At 69.6% G+C, this 18026-nt stretch carries 14 protein-coding genes and 2 pseudogenes; 10 read left to right on the forward strand and 6 right to left on the reverse strand.

What is annotated here, in order from left to right:
- Positions 1–24: 24 nt before the first annotated feature.
- From AC0NH5_RS18015 to AC0NH5_RS18045, 7 genes are all read left to right on the forward strand, one after another.
- A complete protein-coding gene (locus AC0NH5_RS18015) occupies positions 25–861 on the forward strand; it encodes an AAA family ATPase (protein WP_474405101.1) in 837 nt (278 codons plus the stop codon).
- Positions 858–3989, forward strand: coding sequence for an SAV_2336 N-terminal domain-related protein (locus tag AC0NH5_RS18020; RefSeq protein ID WP_474405103.1), 3132 nt, complete (start codon positions 858–860; stop codon positions 3987–3989). The genes AC0NH5_RS18015 and AC0NH5_RS18020 overlap by 4 nt, the downstream gene beginning before the upstream one ends.
- 94 nt (positions 3990–4083) lie before the next feature.
- Complete coding sequence (locus AC0NH5_RS18025; RefSeq protein WP_474405106.1) at positions 4084–5667, forward strand: outer membrane protein assembly factor BamB family protein; 1584 nt, start codon at positions 4084–4086, stop codon at positions 5665–5667.
- A 328-nt stretch (positions 5668–5995) separates the two neighbouring features.
- Positions 5996–6751: an FkbM family methyltransferase gene (locus AC0NH5_RS18030; RefSeq protein ID WP_474405180.1), complete on the forward strand. Its 756-nt coding sequence runs from the start codon at positions 5996–5998 to the stop codon at positions 6749–6751.
- Between the two features lie 40 nt (positions 6752–6791).
- A complete protein-coding gene (locus AC0NH5_RS18035) occupies positions 6792–7178 on the forward strand; it encodes a YciI family protein (RefSeq protein ID WP_474405108.1) in 387 nt (128 codons plus the stop codon).
- Positions 7163–8401 carry an RNA polymerase sigma factor gene (locus AC0NH5_RS18040; protein WP_474405110.1) on the forward strand — a complete coding sequence of 413 codons (1239 nt, stop codon included), beginning with the start codon at positions 7163–7165 and terminating at the stop codon, positions 8399–8401. Before AC0NH5_RS18035 ends, AC0NH5_RS18040 begins: the two co-directional genes overlap by 16 nt.
- Positions 8402–9094: 693 nt before the next feature.
- Positions 9095–9900, forward strand: a protein-coding gene (locus tag AC0NH5_RS18045) for an IS5 family transposase (RefSeq protein ID WP_474405112.1) whose coding sequence is annotated in 2 segments (ribosomal slippage) — positions 9095–9425 and positions 9425–9900 — 807 coding nt in all. Because the reading frame shifts where the segments join, the coding sequence is not laid out codon by codon here.
- A 28-nt stretch (positions 9901–9928) separates the two neighbouring features.
- On the opposite strand, the gene AC0NH5_RS18050 is transcribed toward AC0NH5_RS18045, so the two are convergent.
- The 3 genes and pseudogenes from AC0NH5_RS18050 to AC0NH5_RS18060 form a co-directional block, all read right to left on the reverse strand.
- Positions 9929–10591, reverse strand: coding sequence for an SMI1/KNR4 family protein (locus AC0NH5_RS18050; protein ID WP_474405115.1), 663 nt, complete (start codon positions 10589–10591; stop codon positions 9929–9931).
- A gap of 214 nt (positions 10592–10805) precedes the next feature.
- Positions 10806–11583: pseudogene (locus AC0NH5_RS18055) on the reverse strand (transposase family protein).
- 56 nt (positions 11584–11639) lie between these two features.
- Positions 11640–12089, reverse strand: coding sequence for a hypothetical protein (locus AC0NH5_RS18060; protein ID WP_474405118.1), 450 nt, complete (start codon positions 12087–12089; stop codon positions 11640–11642).
- A 22-nt stretch (positions 12090–12111) separates the two neighbouring features.
- Between AC0NH5_RS18060 and AC0NH5_RS18065 the strand changes: the two are divergent.
- Positions 12112–12692 (forward strand): annotated as a pseudogene (locus AC0NH5_RS18065) (HAD domain-containing protein).
- Here the strand turns inward: AC0NH5_RS18065 and AC0NH5_RS18070 are convergent.
- On the reverse strand, positions 12678–13622 hold the full coding sequence (locus tag AC0NH5_RS18070; RefSeq protein ID WP_474405121.1) for a helix-turn-helix domain-containing protein: 945 nt from the start codon (positions 13620–13622) through the stop codon (positions 12678–12680). The pseudogene AC0NH5_RS18065 and the gene AC0NH5_RS18070 sit on opposite strands and share 15 nt — an antisense overlap.
- 71 nt (positions 13623–13693) lie before the next feature.
- Between AC0NH5_RS18070 and AC0NH5_RS18075 the strand changes: the two genes are divergently transcribed.
- Positions 13694–14698, forward strand: coding sequence for a saccharopine dehydrogenase family protein (locus AC0NH5_RS18075; protein WP_474405123.1), 1005 nt, complete (start codon positions 13694–13696; stop codon positions 14696–14698).
- A 29-nt stretch (positions 14699–14727) separates the two neighbouring features.
- Positions 14728–16326 (forward strand): MFS transporter, encoded by a 1599-nt coding sequence (locus AC0NH5_RS18080; protein WP_474405126.1) that lies wholly within the window; start codon positions 14728–14730, stop codon positions 16324–16326.
- 4 nt (positions 16327–16330) lie between these two features.
- On the opposite strand, the gene AC0NH5_RS18085 is transcribed toward AC0NH5_RS18080, so the two are convergent.
- On the reverse strand, positions 16331–16912 hold the full coding sequence (locus AC0NH5_RS18085; protein ID WP_474405128.1) for a dihydrofolate reductase family protein: 582 nt from the start codon (positions 16910–16912) through the stop codon (positions 16331–16333).
- A 64-nt stretch (positions 16913–16976) separates the two neighbouring features.
- Positions 16977–17996, reverse strand: a complete 1020-nt coding sequence (locus AC0NH5_RS18090; RefSeq protein WP_474405130.1) for an AraC family transcriptional regulator — start codon at positions 17994–17996, stop codon at positions 16977–16979.
- Between the last annotated feature and the right edge of the window lie 30 nt (positions 17997–18026).

The following is an 18026-nucleotide window of genomic DNA, read 5'->3' on the forward strand; positions in this document are numbered from 1 at the left end:
CCCCCGCCATGGCGGCGGCGCGACGTGGCGATCAGTCGGTTCGTGGTCACCGAAGAACTCCTCGATGCGGTGAACGCCGCCCTGCATCTGCGTCGGCCGCTGTTGCTCACCGGTGCTCCCGGCTCCGGCAAGTCGACGCTGGTCAGCCTGATCGCCGCCGAACTGGGGCTGGGTGATCCGCTGAACTGGTACATCACCTCGCGCAGCGCACTCGGCGACGGTCTGTTCCAATACGATGCGCTGGGCCGGCTGCACGCCACCCAGACGCGGTCGGAAGATCTCAGGATCGCGGACTATGTGACGCTGGGCCCGCTCGGCACAGCCCTGGCCAGTCGTGACAAACCGCGCGCGGTTCTGATAGACGAGATCGACAAGAGCGACTTCGATCTGCCCAGCGACCTGCTCAACGTCCTTGAAGAAGGCGAGTTCGACATCCCGCCGCTGGTCCGTGCGGCACGGCTGGACGGCGACGCGGTCCGGCAGCAGGTGCGTGGTGCCGACCGGCAGATGTATGCGGTGGACGGTGGCGTGGTCCGCCGCGTCCACTGGCCGGTGATCATCATGACCAGCAACGGCGAGCGCACGTTCCCGGCGCCCTTCCTCCGTCGGTGCGTCCGCTTCGAGACAGCCACCCCGACGACCGCCTTCCTGGAGAGTGTGGTCGACGGGTACCTGGAACAGGTCAAAGGCCGGGACCGCAAGAAGATAGCCGAGTTCGCGCAGCGGCTCGTCGCCGGTGAGCGGCTCGCGGTGGACCAACTGCTCAATTACCTCTATCTGGTCACGTCGGACCACGACATCGACGCTACCGTGCGGGAGCGGCTGGAGAGCACGCTCCTGGAAGAGCTGAGCGGTCGTTGACCGACCGGCTGGCCCGCCTGCTCGCGGCGGCCTTCCCCGGCAGCCATCCCCAGCAGATCGCCGAGGCTGTGCTGCTGGCCGCCCGGTGGGCGGAGCCCGCCGGCAGGACCGGGGAATTCTTGACCCCACAAGGTGGGGACCGGGCTTCAGCGGCCGGTGGCGACGCGGTACAGCCGGGCACAATGCCCGGAGCCTCCGCCGTAGCCGACCTCGCTCTGCCGGTCGGCGAAACGGATCCGCTCAACACCGGGGCGGCGCGTGTCACCGAGGTGGGTCTCCACCTGCCCGCGACGATGTCCCCAACGCCCGTGACGGCCTCCGCGCTGTCACTGTTCCGCCGGGTGCAACGGCCCGGCCCGGCCGTGATCGACGTCGACGCGACCGTGGAGGCGACCGCCGACGCTCAACGACTCGTCGTCGTATCCCGGCCCGCCCACGAACGCGGTTTGGACGCCGCGATCGTCGTGGACCCGACGCCGGTTGCCTCGGCCTGGGCGGAGGCCGTCAACGAACTCGAGGGGACGTTGCGACGCACCGGAGCGTTCCGGTCAGTCACACGCTGGTCACTCCACCGCTCTACCGGTCCAGGCCCCGAAACGCCGCTCGTCCGGGACAGCGCGGGCGTCGTGCATCGAGCCGACCAGCTGGTCGACCCGGCGGGCCGCCGACTCATCCTCGTGCTGACCGACGGCACCGGCGACGAGTGGCAGCGCCCCGGGATGTGGCGAGTTCTGCGGCGCTGGGCATGGGCAATGCCCACCACCCTTGTCCACCTACTGCCGTCGTCCTACTGGGGCTACACAGCCATCGGTCAGCCCACCAGCGTGGTCCGCTCGATGCGGCCGGCCGATCCCAACGCGTCCCTCGAGGCCAGAGCCGCGTGGTGGAGCGACGACGAGGTGACCCGGTCCGACGTGCCGGTGCCGGTGATGAGCCTCGACCCGGACTCGATCGTGCGGTGGAGCCAGGCGGTGGTCAGCGGGAGCGCCTGGACGGAAGCGGTCTGGACCCGGCGCCCACCTCCGGGCGGGGCATCGGCGTTGGGTGAGCCTGTGGACGCCACCGATCAGGTTGCGGCTTTCGAGATGCGGGCGACGGACGGGGCTCAGCGGCTGGCTCAGATCCTGGCGGGCGCCACGCTCCTGACCCTGCCGCTGATGCGGGTGCTTCACCAGCGTCTCGTCCCTGACGCGACCACCAGTCACATCGCCGAGCTGCTGGTCAGCGGCCTCCTTGAGCGACTACCGGAGGAAGCCGGCCCGGAAGGCCCGGTTCTCAGGTTCCGGCCGGGCGTCGCCGAGCTTCTCTACCGGGGGACCACCGTCACCCAGGAGTGGGACGTCTACGAGTTGCTGACCGGCTATCTGGAACGCAACGCGGGCTCCGGGCACTCGGTCCACGCCCTGGTGGCCGATCCGGAAGGCGCGGTGATGGTTGCCGGCGACCTCATGCCGTTCGCCGCCATGGGCCGGCGGATGGCCCTCCGTCTGGGTCTCGACCTCGGCACGCCGTCCCTTTCCGGTGATGCTCCTGTCGAGGCTGTCCATGCTCCTCGCCGTTACTTGCTGCTCTGCATGATCGACGAATACGAGGACCCGGTGTTCCCGCCGCTTGCGGCGCAGGACGCGGAGATCGCCGGACTCTTCGCGTTCCTGAGCTATGTCATCGTGCCGATCGCGTCAGGATCGGCCACCCGCCGGGCGGTGCTGGAAGGGTTGGGGCGGTTCTACCGGGATCCGGACCGGCGCTCCGACGACCTCGTCGTGCTCTACCTGTACGGCCATGGTGCGATCGCCGGGGACGAATTCCGTTTCGTTCCCTCTGACGCTCTGTCCGGGGACATCGAGGGCACCAGCATCACCATGTCAGCGGTCGCGGACCTGCTCTTCGGCGGCTCCCGGACAAGCCGGAGCCTCGTGGTGATCGACAGTTCCCGGGCCGGATCGGCGGCGGAGGAACTCGTCGCGGCGGCACATCGCCATCCCGTTCGAGTGCCGTGGTTCGGTGTGCTCGCCTCGGCGGGAGAGCATGAAGACGCAACAGCACTCGGGTTCTCGCAGGCGCTCGCGGGCACTGTCGGGGACTGGTTGGCCGGTTCGACCAAGCCGGCGCTCTCCCCGTCCGAGCTTCTGGAAGGACTGATGGCACGATTGCGACCGGTCCGCCGCCAGCAGCCGCGACTGCACACTGTCAGCCATTCGCCGGAGCCTGCCTTCCTCAGCCGGCCCGCTGATGTTCCGCCGCGGTTCTCCTACCAGGAGGTGGTTCGCCGTATCGCTCCAGAGCTTCTGGCCGAGCGTGACGAGGAGCTCGGCGAATTGGTTGCCTTCTGCACGTCCGCTGAGCCGGGATCGGAATATCTCGTGGTGCGGGGCGACCCCTTGGTGGGCAAGACGGCGTTGTTGGCCTCCTTCGCTCTCGCGCCCCCGACCGGAGTCCAGGTGGTCTCCTTCTTCGCTTCGAGCCGCAGCCGGGACGAACGGGACCGATTCACCGAAGTGGTCAGCGATCAGTTGGCCACGGTGCTGAGTGAGCGGCTGCCAAGAGTTCCGGAAGGCCGGGTCAGTGAGCGCCGACTGCAGACTTTGTTCGAGCGGGTGGCCGATTGGTGTCAGGCCGCGGGGGAGCGCCTCGTACTTGTCGTCGACGGCCTTGCCGAGGACCGCGGCACACCGCCCGAGGGGACCTCCGGCAGTGTTGCTGCCCTGCTGCCGGCTGTCCTGCCTGCCGGGATGCGGGTCGTCGCATCCGTACGGGAGACCTGGCAGGTGCCGGCCGACGTCCCGGCCGGCCATCCGCTGAGAGATCTCGACGCCGCTGCGACTCTGCACCTCACGAGCCGGGCCGCGCACTACCGGGACACGTCGTCGCAGCTGAACCGCCGACTGGCCGAGAGCGGCGAAGAGGCGGCGCCGGCAGCAGTTCCGCGGGAAATCGCGGTCTCGGCCGCAGTCCGCAAGGCGGTCCTCGAGGTCGCCCGTCAGTATCCGGCCTCCAGCGCGCGAGAGATTCATTCCCGCCTTCGGCAATATCGACACGACATTACGATGGCTCAGGTTTTGGCAGTGCTCGCAACCCCGCGGACCAGGGTGAAACGGAACGAAGTCCGACGCGGAAAGCCGGGCTGATGCTCCAGTACGACCGGTCAGCTCCGAGCCGTTCATCGATTGCGGTCTCCGTCTAGGGTGAGGTCAGTGACCGACACTTGACGGGGAGTGGTCGATGCCTCGACGAACGATTTCCTTTCTGGTGGCCGCGCTGCTCGGCGGGGTCGTTTCCGTGATGGCGGTGGTGCCGGCGAGCGCCACCGTGGCGCGGCCGGGGGACTGGCCGACCTGGCAGGGCGACACGGTGGGCTCGCGGCACAACGCCGCCGAGCACCGCATCACCGCGAACAACGTCTCGAAACTCAAGCTGAAATGGGCGTTCGCCTATCCCAAGACCGGCGCCCTGGCGAAGAGTCAGCCCGCCGTCGTCGACGGCAGCATCTTCTTCGGCGGCCCGGACGGGAAGTTCTATGCGCTGGACGCCAGGACCGGCGCCGGCCGGTGGACGTTCGAACTGGCCTCGGTGGATCCGGGGAGTGCCGCCACCGCGGTCGTGCTGGACGGGCCGGCGGTAGCCCGGGGCAAGGTCTACTTCGGGGACAGCCGGGGCTACGTCTACGCCCTCGATCAGCGGACCGGGCGCCTGCGGTGGGCCAAGGACACCGAGACCCACCCGGCCGGCATGCACACCAGCTCGCCGCTGTACCACCGGGGCAGGATCTACATCGGCGCCTCCAGCGGGGAGAACACCGGGGACGCGAACTATCCGTGCTGTACGTTCCGGGGGCACATCGACGCGCTGGACGCGGAGACCGGCGAGCTGGACTGGCGGTACTGGACGGTGCCGGAGCCGGTGCGGACCGGGAGCTGGCCCAGCGGGGCGGCACGGTTCGAGCCGTCCGGGGCGGGCGTGTGGAGCTCGCCGATCATCGACCCGCGGACCGGGACCCTCTATGTCGGCACCGGGCAGAACTACACCGGCAGCGCCGGTGACTTCGACTCGCTGCTGGCGCTCGACGCGCGGACCGGGAAGGTGCGCTGGAAGCAGCAGGTGACCAAGGCGGACACCTGGCGGAGCCTGTGCAACGACCCGGACCCGGAAGGGTACTGCCCCGGGCTCAAGGACGGCAGCGCCCTCGACTACGACATCGGCGCCACCCCCAACCTGATCCGCGTCGGCAACCGGACGCTGGTCGGTGTCGGGCAGAAGAGCGGTGTCTACCACGCCTTCGACGCGCGCACCGGCGCGGTGGAGTGGCGGCGGCAGATCGGCGTGCCGCTGCCCAGTGGGGGCATCTCCGGCATCCAGTGGGGGAGCAGTTACGACGGCAGGCGGATCTACGTGGCGACGTACTTCGCCGGCCCGGGGACGGTGTTCGCGTTGAACCCCGCGGACGGGCGGATCCTGTGGCAGACACCGAACCCGGCGAACGGGTGCGCGTGGGGCGGCGCCGCGAACTTCCCGGACGTGTGCACGCTTGCGCACACCCCGGCGGTGACGAGCACCCCGGGCCTGGTGTGGGAGGGCAGCAACGACGGCAAGATGCGGGCCTACTCGGCCCGTGACGGCCGGGTGTTGTGGGAGTACGACACGGTGCGCGAGTTCGCCGGCGTGAACGGGCTGACCGGTTTCGGCAGTGCGGTCTCCGGCAACGGTGGCGCGGTCGTGGCGAACGGGATGCTCTACATCCAGTCCGGTTACTTCCCGTTCTATCCGAGCGAGCACGGCAACGTGCTGCTGGCGTTCAGCTTGCGCTGACAGTCGGCCAGGCCGGCGTGACAGCCGGCCCGGCCGCCGCGCCGGTGGCGACGACGGAGCGGCGGTCCCCGTGACGGGACGGCCCGGTGTGGCGACTGGCTCGGCGGTGGCCCCCGCCCCGGGAGACGCTGCGTGACCACTGGCTGTCCGGTTGGTGCTCAGGTCGTACCGCATGGGGTGCCGGAAAAGCCGGCGCACGACGGCCTGGAGGGTTTCGCCAGGGTCCGGCCGTCGCCTGGGACAGTGATCCGGGAGAATACGGATCGCCGAACTTCAGGAGGCGCATGTGACACACAGCGACATCGACCGGCTCCGTGACGATCCCGCCATGGCGCCGCTCAGCCGGTCTCTGGACTACTACTACGGCGACACCGAGCGCGAGGCCGCGATCGACGAGATGTACCGGCGGTTCGTCCGGCCGGGCGATCTCGTCTTCGACGTCGGCTCGCACGTCGGGGACCGCATCGCCGGTTTCCGCCGGCTCGGCGCCCGGGTGGTCGCCGTGGAGCCGCAGCCGCTGTGCATGCGCGCGTTGCACGGCCTGTACGACGGCGACGACCAGGTCAGCCTTGTCGAGGCGGCCTGCGGGAGCAGCGCCGGCACCACCACGCTGTACGTCAATTCCGCCAACCCGACCGTGTCCACGAACTCGGCCGGTTTCCTCGCCGCCGCGGACGGCTCGCAGGGCTGGGAGGATCAGGTCTGGGATCAGGAGATCACGGTACGAACCACGACCCTGGACGAGCTGGTGCAGCAGTTCGGCGTGCCGGCCTTCGTGAAGATCGACGTCGAGGGGTACGAGGACGCGGTCCTCGCCGGGCTGAGCAGCCCCGTGCCCGCCCTGTCGTTCGAGTTCACCACGATCCAGCGCGATGTCGCCCGGCGGTGCCTGGACCGGGCGGAAGCGCTCGGGCTGCGCCGCTTCGACCTGTCGCTGGGGGAGACCATGGAGTGGACGTTCGGGCGGTGGGTCGGGGCCGAGGAGATGTCCGCTCACGTGCTCGCGTTGCCGCACGAGGCGAACGCCGGAGACATTTACGCGGTGAGTGACGATTGGCAGGCGCCCGGCTCGTCATCCCAGTGACGGCGCCACCGGGGCGCCGCACCCGGAAGAAGGATTCGACATGCGATACGCACTGCTGATGCACCACCAGGAGCCCGGCGAGGGTGAGCTGAGCGAAGAGTTGATCAGCGAGGGGCAGCGGGCGTTCAACGTTTACGCCCGCTCCCTGCAGGAGGCCGGCGTGCTGCTCGGGGCCGAGGTGCTGCACCCCACCGTGTCGACCACCAGCGTCACCCGCCGCGACGGCACCCTGCGGGTGCAGGACGGCCCGTTCGCCGAGACGAAGGAGGCGCTCGCCGGCGTGTTCCTCATCGACGTGCCCGACCTCGACGCTGCGATCGGCTGGGCGGAGAAGAACCCCGGCGCCCAGTGGGGCACCATCGAGATCCGCCCGGTCGGCACCACCTTCCTCGACGGCAAGTGGACGGACGGGTGCCAGGCGGCATAGCGGCACAGGTCGCCGAGACAGCCGCCCGGGACAGTTACGGGCGGCTGCTCGCCCTGCTCTCCGTGAGCACCGGCGACCTGGCCGCCGCCGCCGACGCCCTGGCCGACGCGTTCGAACGGGCCGTCCGCACCTGGCCCGACCAGGGAGTCCCCACCAATCCCGACGCCTGGCTGCTGACCGTCGCCCGCAACCGGCTCCGCGACTGGTGGAAATCGGCCGCCGCCCGGCGCACCATCACCCTCGACGTCGCCGAGCACACCCCCATCCACCTCGACGACCTCGACGTCGACGCGATCCCCGACCGCCGTCTCGAACTGATGCTGGTCTGCGCGCACCCCGCCATCGACCGGACCGTGCACACCCCGCTCATGCTGAACACGGTGCTCGGCTTCACCGCCGAACAGATCGGCCGGGCCTTCTCGATGCCCGCCACCACCATGGCCACCCGCCTGGTCCGGGCCAAGAAACGCATCAAGACCGCCGGCATCCCGTTCCGCATCCCCGACCGCACCGACCTGCCGGCCCGGATGGCCGCCGTGCTCGAAGCGGTGTACGGCGCGTACGTCATCGACTGGGCCACCACCGGCCCCGAGAACCGCACCCTGCCCGGCGAAGCCCTGCACCTCGCCGAAGTCCTGACCACCCTCGTCCCCCACGACCCCGAAGCACACGGCCTGGCCGCCCTGGTCCAACTCTCCGCCGCCCGCGCCGCCACCCGAACCGACGCCACCGGCCGCTTCGTGCCCCTGCCCGCCCAGAACCCGCAACTCTGGGACCGGCACCTGATCGCCCGCGCACACCAACACCTCAAAACCGCCCACGCCCGCGGCCACCTGGGCCGCTTCCAACTGGAAGCCGCCATCCAGGCAGTGCACTGCGCCCGCGCCGAAACCGGCACCACCGACTGGCCGGCCCTGCTCCGCCTGCACCACCTGCTCCAGCGCCTGGCCCCATCACTGGGCGGAACCGTCGCGCTGGCCGCGGTAACAGCTGAGGTCGACGGACCGGCACCAGCCCTGGCACTGCTCGACAAGATGACAGCGGCGGCCGGCGAACCGGCCCGCCGCTTCCAGCCGGCCCGCGCGGTGCGAGCACACCTGCTGGAGCAACTGGGCCGAAAGGAGGAGGCAGCCACGGCATATGAAGAGGCGATAGCAGTGACGCACGATGCCGCAGAACGCCGGCACCTGGAGGATCGCCGCGCCGCAATAAGCAGAACGTAGCGGAACAGGAACTGGGGAAACAATCGGCAGCCGCCTCGAAGAAATGGTCGTGAAATACATTGACCACAGCACAGTGACCCAGGCGGACCCGGCCATAACAGATCACATTGCGTGGAACCGCGAGCAGCATCCTGGGGCGACCACCTAAATTCAATAAAAACCCAGATCGAGCGTTGCGGCGGCCTCAGACCTTTCCGACGCGTTACCGGAGCTTTTGAAGGTGGCGCGGCCGGCGGGGGCGGTGCAGGCAGGCTTTGGCCCACCGGTGGTTCCACCGGCCCGGATCGGCTCCGGGCGATGCGGCGAAGTTTCTGCGCATGGCGTTGCTGAAGGCCCCACGCGCGATGCCTCTCGTGCTCCTTGCGGAATGTTTCACGATCGGCAGAGTAATTGCGTGAAGCGGTCCGGTCGCGCATCGCTGCAGTTTCCGCTCGACTGAACAACGACGTCTGCCTCATGCAAATAACTCTTCCGCATCCGCGAGCCGAAGTGTAAGCACTGGATCATGCCAAACTCCATTCCGCGACCCTTGAAGATTCGCTGTAGTCGTATCGCACCCACGAGCGTTACTCTTCCGGATCGTGACCCGGCACCCTCAGCACACTCCCTTGATCTACCTAAGGCTCCTAAGACGATTTATCGAATCGATGTTGATCAGCGCCGCGAGGTGAAGATCAGTCTCGTTCGGTCATCGTGAGCAAGGCGTGGGTCATCGATGACGAGTTGTGGGAGCTGATCCATCCGGTACTACCGCTGTGGCCGGCGAAGGCGCCCGGTCCGCGCCCCGTGCCGGACCGGCTGTGCTTGCAGGGGATTCTGTTCGTGCTGCATACCGGAATCGGCTGGGAAGACTTGCCGCAGGAGCTCGGATTCGGCTCCGGGATGACCTGCTGGCGCCGGCTGCAACGCTGGACCGAGGCCGGCGTGTTCGACCACGTCCACCAGATACTGCTCGCGAAGTTGAACGCGGCGAACCGGATCGACTGGTCGAGGACGGCGATGGACGCAAGTCACATCGACGCAAAAAGGGGGGTGCCGGGGCAGGCCCGTCGCCGGTCAACCGCGGCAAACCCGGCTCCAAGCACCAGCTGATCTGCGACGGCAACGGCACCCCGATCTACGTGCTGACCAGCGCAGTGAACGTCCCCGACATCCGCCGAGCGATCGACCTACTCGACTGCTACCCGCCGAGCGCCGGCCGACCGGGCCGGCCCCGGCGCCGCTTCACAGCACTGCTGGCCGACAAGGCTTACAGCAGTGCGGCGTTCCGTCAGGCCTGCCGGGAGCGTGGCACCGAACCGCTCATCCCGAAGCCCAGGACCACCGGGATCAAGGGCTTGGGCAAGCTCCGCTACGTCGTCGAGCAGAGCTTCGCCCTGCTGCACCAGGTCCGCCGGCTTGCCGTGCGCTGGGAACGCCGACTCGACATCCACGACGGCTTCGTCGGCCTCGCCTGCGTCCTGATCTGCTGGCGCCGACTGATCAACTGGACCCGCTAAGAGATCATGTTAGGAACTTTAAGTTGATCTACGAGCGATTCCACCAATGGCTGGACATATACCATTCACCGACGCTGGTATGTACAGATTCCGGTTCTTCGTTGTGATTGATAGCGTTTAGCACGTCTGCTACTTCGCTCCACATCTCAGCTACGTCGCGCCACACCGGCCCGCGCCGGCCGCCACCGTGTAAACGGAGCATCACGCAGCCATGTAGATCACCCGGCCTACAGTCCACGAATAGGCATTCGCTTCCGCTTGTTATAGTGATCCACAACGGCGACTGGATGCTGAGTTCATTTCCAATCAGTGACCCGGCCGGCAAAGCCGATATTTCAGAGACCTTGGCGTCATAGTCATAGCCCAAGCCGGCGTCGATCGAAAGTAGCTGCTTCGCTGAGTCAAGACCGATCTTGCGACCCTCCGCCTGGTCGGCAATCGCAATCCTTGTGCTCGCTGGAAACCGGCCGGGCGGGATGATATCGGCGAACGAGTTGACTACGCCGGGGACCAGGCCATTGGCGCCTCGCCACCAGCGCACCAAGTCATCAGGCAATGTCACTCCGTGCGCTTCTTCCACGCTTCTAAGGTCGGCGTCTGTCGCCGGCGGCGCAAGCACCCGTAAAACCACGGGCGCCCTAAGCTCCAGCCAGCTCCGAATGCGGTCCCAGGAATCGTCAACGCCAGCCATGTCGTCCCTCCCGCAGAGAACAACGAAGCGCCAGCATACAACTCGATCTCCCGTCAGTTTGCCGCATTAATGACTCACGCCTTGCTCACGATGACCGAACGAGACCGATCTTCACCTCGCAGCGCTGATCAACATCGATTCAGTAGATCGTGTAAGGAGCTCTAAGTGATGTCTCGTAACTCGGTGCAGGCGTTGCGGGGCAACGGCTCTGGAATTAGTCGGCCATGGCGATGTTGTGTAGGTGGGCGATTCCTGCTGCGGTGACCGCGAGGGTGGAACCGGCGCGGCGGTAGTCGCGCAGGATTTTGTAGGTCTTGAGGCGGGCCAGGGCGTGTTCCACGCGGGCGGATCTTGCGGTGTCCGCTGTTGTAGTCCTGTTTCCAGGCTGGGAGTTCGCTACCGTCGCGGGGTTTGCGGTACGGGATGATTACGTTGGGGTTGCCGCGGTAGGCGCCGTCGGCCATGACCTGGCGGCCGGCCAGTTGCTGGTTGATGCCACTGCTGCGATAGACGATGGTGTCGTTGCGGTTGCCGGACTGCGCCTTGCCCAGAGCGATGACCAGGCGAGTGTTCGCGTCGATCGTGACTTGCAGGTTCGCCGAGTACCGGTAGTTCTTGCTCTGCGCAGCGAGACGGTGATCTCGGGTCGGGATCAGGGTGCCATCGACGATCGCGACCTGCCCTTTCGGTCGGCGGCGTGCCGGCGCCAGGGTGAGCAGCGGGCCGAGGGTGTCGATCACCCGGTGGGCGGCGGAGTGCGTGATGCCGAACAGCGCTCCGATCTGACGCATGGTCAGGTTGGTGCGCCAATACACGGCTACCAGCAGAACCCGGTCGGGCAGGGTGAGCGCCCACGGGCGTCCTGGTCGGCCGTCGGCGATGGCGCCACCGCCACGCCGGGCGACCAGGCATACGAGGCGGTGGAACTGAGCCGGGCTTAGACCGGTGAACGGGTGGATCAAGTCCGGGCGAGGGGCTGAGAACACCTGCACCCATCGATGGTCAGCCGCCGCTCGAAGCCGACAAACACCGGGTTATAGGGCTCCCGTTATCCGTTTTGCGCTGGGAGAAGGATCGGATTCAGCTCGGTGAGCATGGCCAGTAACTGTTGAGCGCCGTGGCGGACCTGATCATCGGCGTCGGTGGCCAACGCTTCACAATCGCGCACAGCGGCATCCCGGTCGCTGGCGAACACCCCCAACACGTCCGCAACCGCTGCACCAATCCAGTCGACGTGGTTCGGGTCGGCAGTACCAAGTGCCAAGGCGACCGTCGCGAGCCCAGCTTGGTCCCGACGCCGCAGCAGCGCCTCCGCCGTTACACGGGTGACGAACGTATCCCCGGCGTCGAGTAGGAGGCTCAACAGCATCCCCCGGGCCTGAGGTATGTCGAGCAAGCTCGCCAGACCGCGGCCTGCGTCAGCTCGGTCGCGGTAGTCGGAGCTTTCCGCAAGCTCAATCAGCGTAGCCACCGCAGCGCGTCTCGCCTCGTTGCCCATGGCCTCATCTTCCCGCGGTCGGATGACCTCGCCTCCCGGCTGGCGTCTCATCGTCGCGTGCGGAGCAGTTACGAGACATTCTTTGGATGTCGATGGACCGCTGATTCCTTTCAGGGCTCGAACATCCTCCGCACCCCGGATCACTCCGGCCGACGGCGGCAACCCCTTGCTGGACCGGCTCGCCCGGAAGACGGGCGAAGACTTCTGGCACTGCGCGGGCAACTGGTGTGGGCCACGACCTGGATGGCGGACGCCAACGAGGTCATCTCACCGCGACTCGGACTACCCGTGTTGCCGGTCGTCGAGTGGCCCGACAATGACGACACCGAGGGGGGAGGGATGCACTGGAAGACCGTTTCCTGAGCACGTATGCCGCCGGCCGCCCGCCCGTTCGTGTGGCTCGACGACGAGATCACCGACGTCGACCGGAGCTGGGTCCGGGCGCATCACCCCGGCCCGGCACTGCTGCACCGGGTCGATCCGTTCGCCGGTCTGACACAGGCGGACTACTCCACGGTGCGGCTGTGGCTGGACAAGGGCAACGGTGGCCGCGAGCCGCCGGGCGCAGCGCCGTTGTGTTCGAAGGATTCACAGACCGGCTGACCGGAACGTGCGGCGGTACGTGTCCGGCGGCACGCCGACAGTGCGCTGGAAGTGCCGGCGCAGGGTAGTCGCGGTGCCCATCCCCGAGGCCGCCGCCACCGCCTCGATGCTGTCGTCGGTGTTCTCCAGCAGTTCCTGCGCGCGGCGGATCCGCTGGACGAGCAGCCACTGCAGCGGCGTGGTCCCGGTGACCGCCCGGAAGTGGCGGCCCAGGTGGCGTGCGCTCATGTTCGCCTGCCGGGCCAGGTCGTCCACGGTGAGCGGCTGGTCGAGGCGGCGCATCGCCCACGGCAGCAGGTCGCTGAGGGGGTGGCCGTCGCGGTCGGGCACCGGGGTGGTGACGAACTGCGCCTGCCCGCCGGCCCGGTGTGGTGGCACCACGAGCCGGCGGGCGACCACGTTCGCGACGGCCGGGCCGTGGTCGCGCCGGATCAGGTGCAGGCACAGGTCCATGGCGGCGGCCTTGCCTGCCGAGGTGAGCACCCGGCCGTTGTCGACGTAGAGCACGTCCGGGTCGACGGTGACCCGCGGATAGCGGGCGGCGAGCAGGTCGGTGTGGGCCCAATGGGTGGTGGCGCGCAGGCCGTCGAGCAGCCCGGCGGCGGCGAGCACGAAAGCGCCGGTGCAGAGGGAGACGACCCGTGCGCCGGCGTCGTGGGCCGCGCGGACGGCCTCGACCAGGTCGGCGGGCGGGTCGCGGTCGACGTCGGCCAGTGCGGGGACGATCACGGTCGCCGCTTCGGTGAGCCGGTCCAGCCCGCAGTCCGGTTCCACCTGGAAACGGCCGGCGCGCACCGGGTGGGCGCCGCAGACGCGGACGTCGTACCACGGGCCGGGGACGGCGTCGGGGGCCGAGCCGAACACCTCGTAGGCCATCGCCAGCTCGAGGTGCAGCATTCCGTCGGTGGCGGCGACGGCGACAAAGCCCATGGCGGGAATTGTACGGGCCGTGTCGTTCCGGACACTGTCGCCGGGGTGGGGCGGGCGGCGAGGATCTTGGCATGGATGCGAAGAACATCGCGGTGTACGGCGCCTACGGGCACACCGGCCGGTTCGTTGTGGCGGAACTGCGCGAGCGCGGGCACGTCCCCCTGCTGCTGGGCCGGGACGTGGACAGGCTGGCGCTGCTGGGCGGCGACGCGCGGCCGGCGGCGGTCGACGACCCGGCCGCCCTGGATCGCGCCCTGGCCGGCGCGGACGCCCTGATCAACTGCGCCGGTCCGTTCGCCACGACCGCTGCGCCGCTGATCGAGGCCGCGCTGCGCGCCGGCCTGCCGTACGTGGACGTGGCTGCCGAGATCGAGGCGAACGCCGACACGTTCGCGCACTTCGGGGACCGCGCCCGGGACGCCGGGGTGGTGGTCGTACCGGCCACGGCGTTCTTCGGCGGCCTCGGTGACCTGCTGGTGACCGCCGCGATGGGCGACTGGGTGGTGGCCGACGAGGCGCACATCGCGTACGGCCTGAGCAGCTGGCATCCCACCGCCGGGACGCTCGCCGCCGGCGCCGTCTCCGGGCGGCGCCGCGGCGGCCGCCGGGTCCGGTTCGCCGGCGGCCGGCTGGAGTACCACGACGACGCCCTGCCCACCCTGGAGTGGTTGTTCCCCGAACTCGGCGCCCGCAAGGTGATCGGCGGGTTCAGCATGGCCGACATCGTCACCGTGCCCAGTCACCTGCCGATCCCCGAGGTGCAGACCTACATGAGCGCCGACGCCGCCGACGACCTGGGCGCCCCGGGCGCCCGGCCCCCGGTTGCCGTCGACGAGCGTGGCCGGTCCGCGCAGACCTTCGTGGTGGACGTCCGGGTGCGCTCCGGCGGTGCGGAACGTCGTGCGGCGGTCACCGGCCAGGACATCTATGCGGTCAGCGCGCCGCTCGCGGTGGAGGCCGCCGAGCGCGTCCTCACCGGGCGGTGCCGCACCACCGGCGCCGTCTCCGCGGGCGAGGCCTTCGACGCCGTGGACTTCCTGCGTGCGCTGGCACCGCACGTCACGATCGTGGGGTAGACACCGCCGGGCGCGGGTAGCCAGAGGCAGTGACCGCCGAAGCCCCCACTGTCCGGCCCGCACCGCCGTCGGCGTGGGCGCCGTTGCGCATCGCGGCCTACCGCAGCCTGTGGCTGGCCCTGCTGGCCAGCAACATCGGCACCTGGATGCAGACGGTCGGCGCCCAGTGGCTGCTGGTCGAGCAGTCCGGCGCGGACACCCTGGTCGCGGTCGTGCAGACGGCCAGCACCCTGCCGATCGTGTTGCTGGCGCTGCCCTCCGGAGCACTGGCCGACACCTTCGACCGCCGCCGGCTGCTCCTCGCGGTCCAGGTCTTCCTCACCGCGGCGGCGGCCACGCTGACCGCGCTGACGGTGGCCGGGCGGATGCCGCCCAGCCTGCTGCTGACGCTGACCTTCGTGCTCGGCGCGGGCCAGGCGCTGACCGCGCCGGCCTGGCAGGCGATCATCCCCGAACTGGTGCCCCGCTCGCAGCTGGCGTCCGCCTCCGCGCTCGGCGCGATCAGCATGAACCTGGCCCGGGCGGTCGGGCCCGCGGTGGCCGGCGTGCTCATCGCGCAGGCCGGAGCCGGTGCGGTGTTCGGGCTCAACACCCTGTCGTACGCCGTGTTCGCCCTGGTCCTGTGGAGGTGGCGGCCGGCCTCGCCGGACACCGGCGGCGTGCCCGAGCGATTCGCCGCGGCGGTCCGTTCCGGCAGCCGGTACGTGCGGCATTCGCCGGTGGTGCGACGGATCCTGCTGCGCGCCGCGTTCTTCCTGGTTCCCGGCAGCGCGCTGTGGGCGCTGCTGCCCCTGGTCGCGAGCCGCCGCCTCGGCCTCGGCTCGGGCGGCTACGGCGTCCTGCTCGGCGCGGTCGGCGCCGGCGCGGTCGTCGGGGCGCTGCTGCTGCCCCGGATGCGGGCCCGCTGGTCGCTGAACCGGCTGCTGCTGATCGCGAGCACGGTCTTCGCGGTGGTGCTGGCGGTGCTCGGGCTGGTCCGCTCGGAGTGGGCGGTCGTCGTCGTGCTGCTCCCCGCCGGCGTCGGCTGGGTGATGGTGCTGTCCAGCGTCAACGCCGCGATGCAGCTGTTCCTGCCGAACTGGGTCCGCGCCCGCGGCCTCGCCGTCTACCAGATGGTGTTCGCCGGCGCGCAGGCCGCCGGCGCGCTCGCCTGGGGTGCGCTCTCCGACGTGTGGAACCTGACGGCCGCCCACGTCATCGCGGCCGCGCTGATGCTGGCGGGCGCGGTGACCCTGCGCTGGTGGCCGATGCTCGACACCAGCGGGCTCGACCGGGAGCCGGCGGTGTTCTGGCCGCAGCCGCACCTGGAGCTGGAACCCGACGACCACGACGGCCCGGTGCTGGTCACCGTCGGATACCCGGTCCGGCCGGACCGGCAGGAGGCGTTCAAGGAAGCCATGCAGGCGGTACGCCGTAGCCGGATGCGCACCGGGGCGGTGCAGTGGGGACTGTTCCGCGACGGGGAGGACCCGCAACGCTTCGTGGAGGCGTACGTCGTACCGAGCTGGGACGAGCACCTGCGCCAGCACGGCGGCCGCCTCACCGGCTCGGACCAGGCGGTCGAGCAGCGGGCCCTGGCTCTCGCCGACGGCCCACCTCAGGTCAGCCACCTGTTGTCGGCGCGCTGACCGGTCAGCGGCGCACCGGATAGCGCAGGTGCAGCACCCGGTTGCCCTGGATCACCACGTCCGGGTCCGCCAGCAGGTGCTGCGCGTCGACCGACCCGAAGTAGCGCCTGCCGGACCCGAACACGACGGGTACGACGTCCATGCGCACCTCGTCGACCAGGCCCGCGGCAAGCGCCTGGCCACCGACGTCGCCGGCGGCGACCTCGACCGTGCGGTCACCCGCCAGTTCCTGCGCCTTGGCCACGGCTGCCTCGACGCCGTCGACGAAGTGGAACGGCGCCTCGGGGTCCCAGCCCGCGGGCCGCGGCCGGTGCGTCACGACGACCACGTGGTCGATCCCGCTCGGGGGCTTCCCGTCCCAGCCGTCCGTCATGTCGAAGACGCGGCGGCCGGCGATCGTCACCCCGATCTGGTCCCAGTACGGCCGGGTGTAGTCGTAGGAGGTCTGCGACACCTTCAGCGCGCCACTGGTGTCCAGCGGGACGTCACCGCTGGTCAACCAGTCGAACAGCGGCCCGGGCCGGTCGTTCTCGTCCGCGATGAAGCCGTCCACCGACACCGAGCTGTACATGACCACCTTGCCCACGGGGCTCTCCTCTGCTCTGGGGCCCCCAAATTAGCGTGCCGCGGGAGGTGGCTCTTGTAAGAAATCAATCGGCCGGCAGCGGCCAGCCGTCCAGCGTGTGGCCGGGATGTTCGCGCTGGAAGCGCCGCCGGGCCTCGACGTACCGGGTCGGCGTGAGCCCGGTGAACGCCCGGAACTCGTGGCCGAAGTGGGCCTGGTCGAAGTAGCCGGCGCCGACCGCGACGTCGCCCCAGTCGATCGGGCCGGCGGGGTCGATCGCGAGCACAGTGGCGGCGAAGCGGTAGGTGCGGGCCAGCCGCTTCGGCGTGACGCCGATGAGCTCCTTGAACCGCTGTGCCAGGTGAGTGCCGCTGACACCGGCCGAAGCCCGCAGGTCGTCGATGGCCACCGTCCCGCCGGTCGCCGTGATGATGCGGCTCGTATGGCGGACCAGCCCCAGGCCGGCGGTCTCGCGCAGCCGGCGCATCAGCTCCTCCTCGAGCAGCGTCAGCATCTCGTGCGGCCCGCCCGCCGTGGCCAGCCGGTCGCGCAGCTCGGCAACGGCGGGCCGGCCCCACACCTGCTCCAGTGTCACCGGCCGGTCACACAGCTCGGCTGCGGGCATCGGCAGGAACGGCGCCGGCCCCCACGGCTTGAAGTGCACGCCGACCGACCGGGTCCGCGGCGGATAGCCGAAGGCGAAGGCGCGGGTGGGCGTGGTGATCACGCAACCGTCGGCGTAGTCGGCCGTCTCGATGTCCCGGCCGGCGCGGATGCGGAACGGCGCCCCGAGGTTGACGATGAGCAGCGCCGCCGGACTAGCCGGCAGCGTCAGCCGGGCGTACGGCGGCGCACCGTCCAGGTGGTAAAGGTCGTCGATCAGCCTGTCCAGCGGCGGTCGCGGCACTCTGGAGACGTATTCCACGCCCACACTATCGCCGACGGCGCGGCTCTGGTCGTACCCCTTGACGGGGGAGGCGCGGCGTGCGTCGTACCGAGCTGGGACGAGCACCTGCGCCAGCACGGCGGCCGCCTCACCGGCTCGGACCAGGCGGTCGAGCAGCGCGCCCTGGCCCTCGCCGATGGCCCACCCCAGGTCAGCCACCTGTTGTCGGCGCGCTGACCGGTATTGCCC

The organism is Actinoplanes sp. 13 (genome assembly GCF_056134165.1).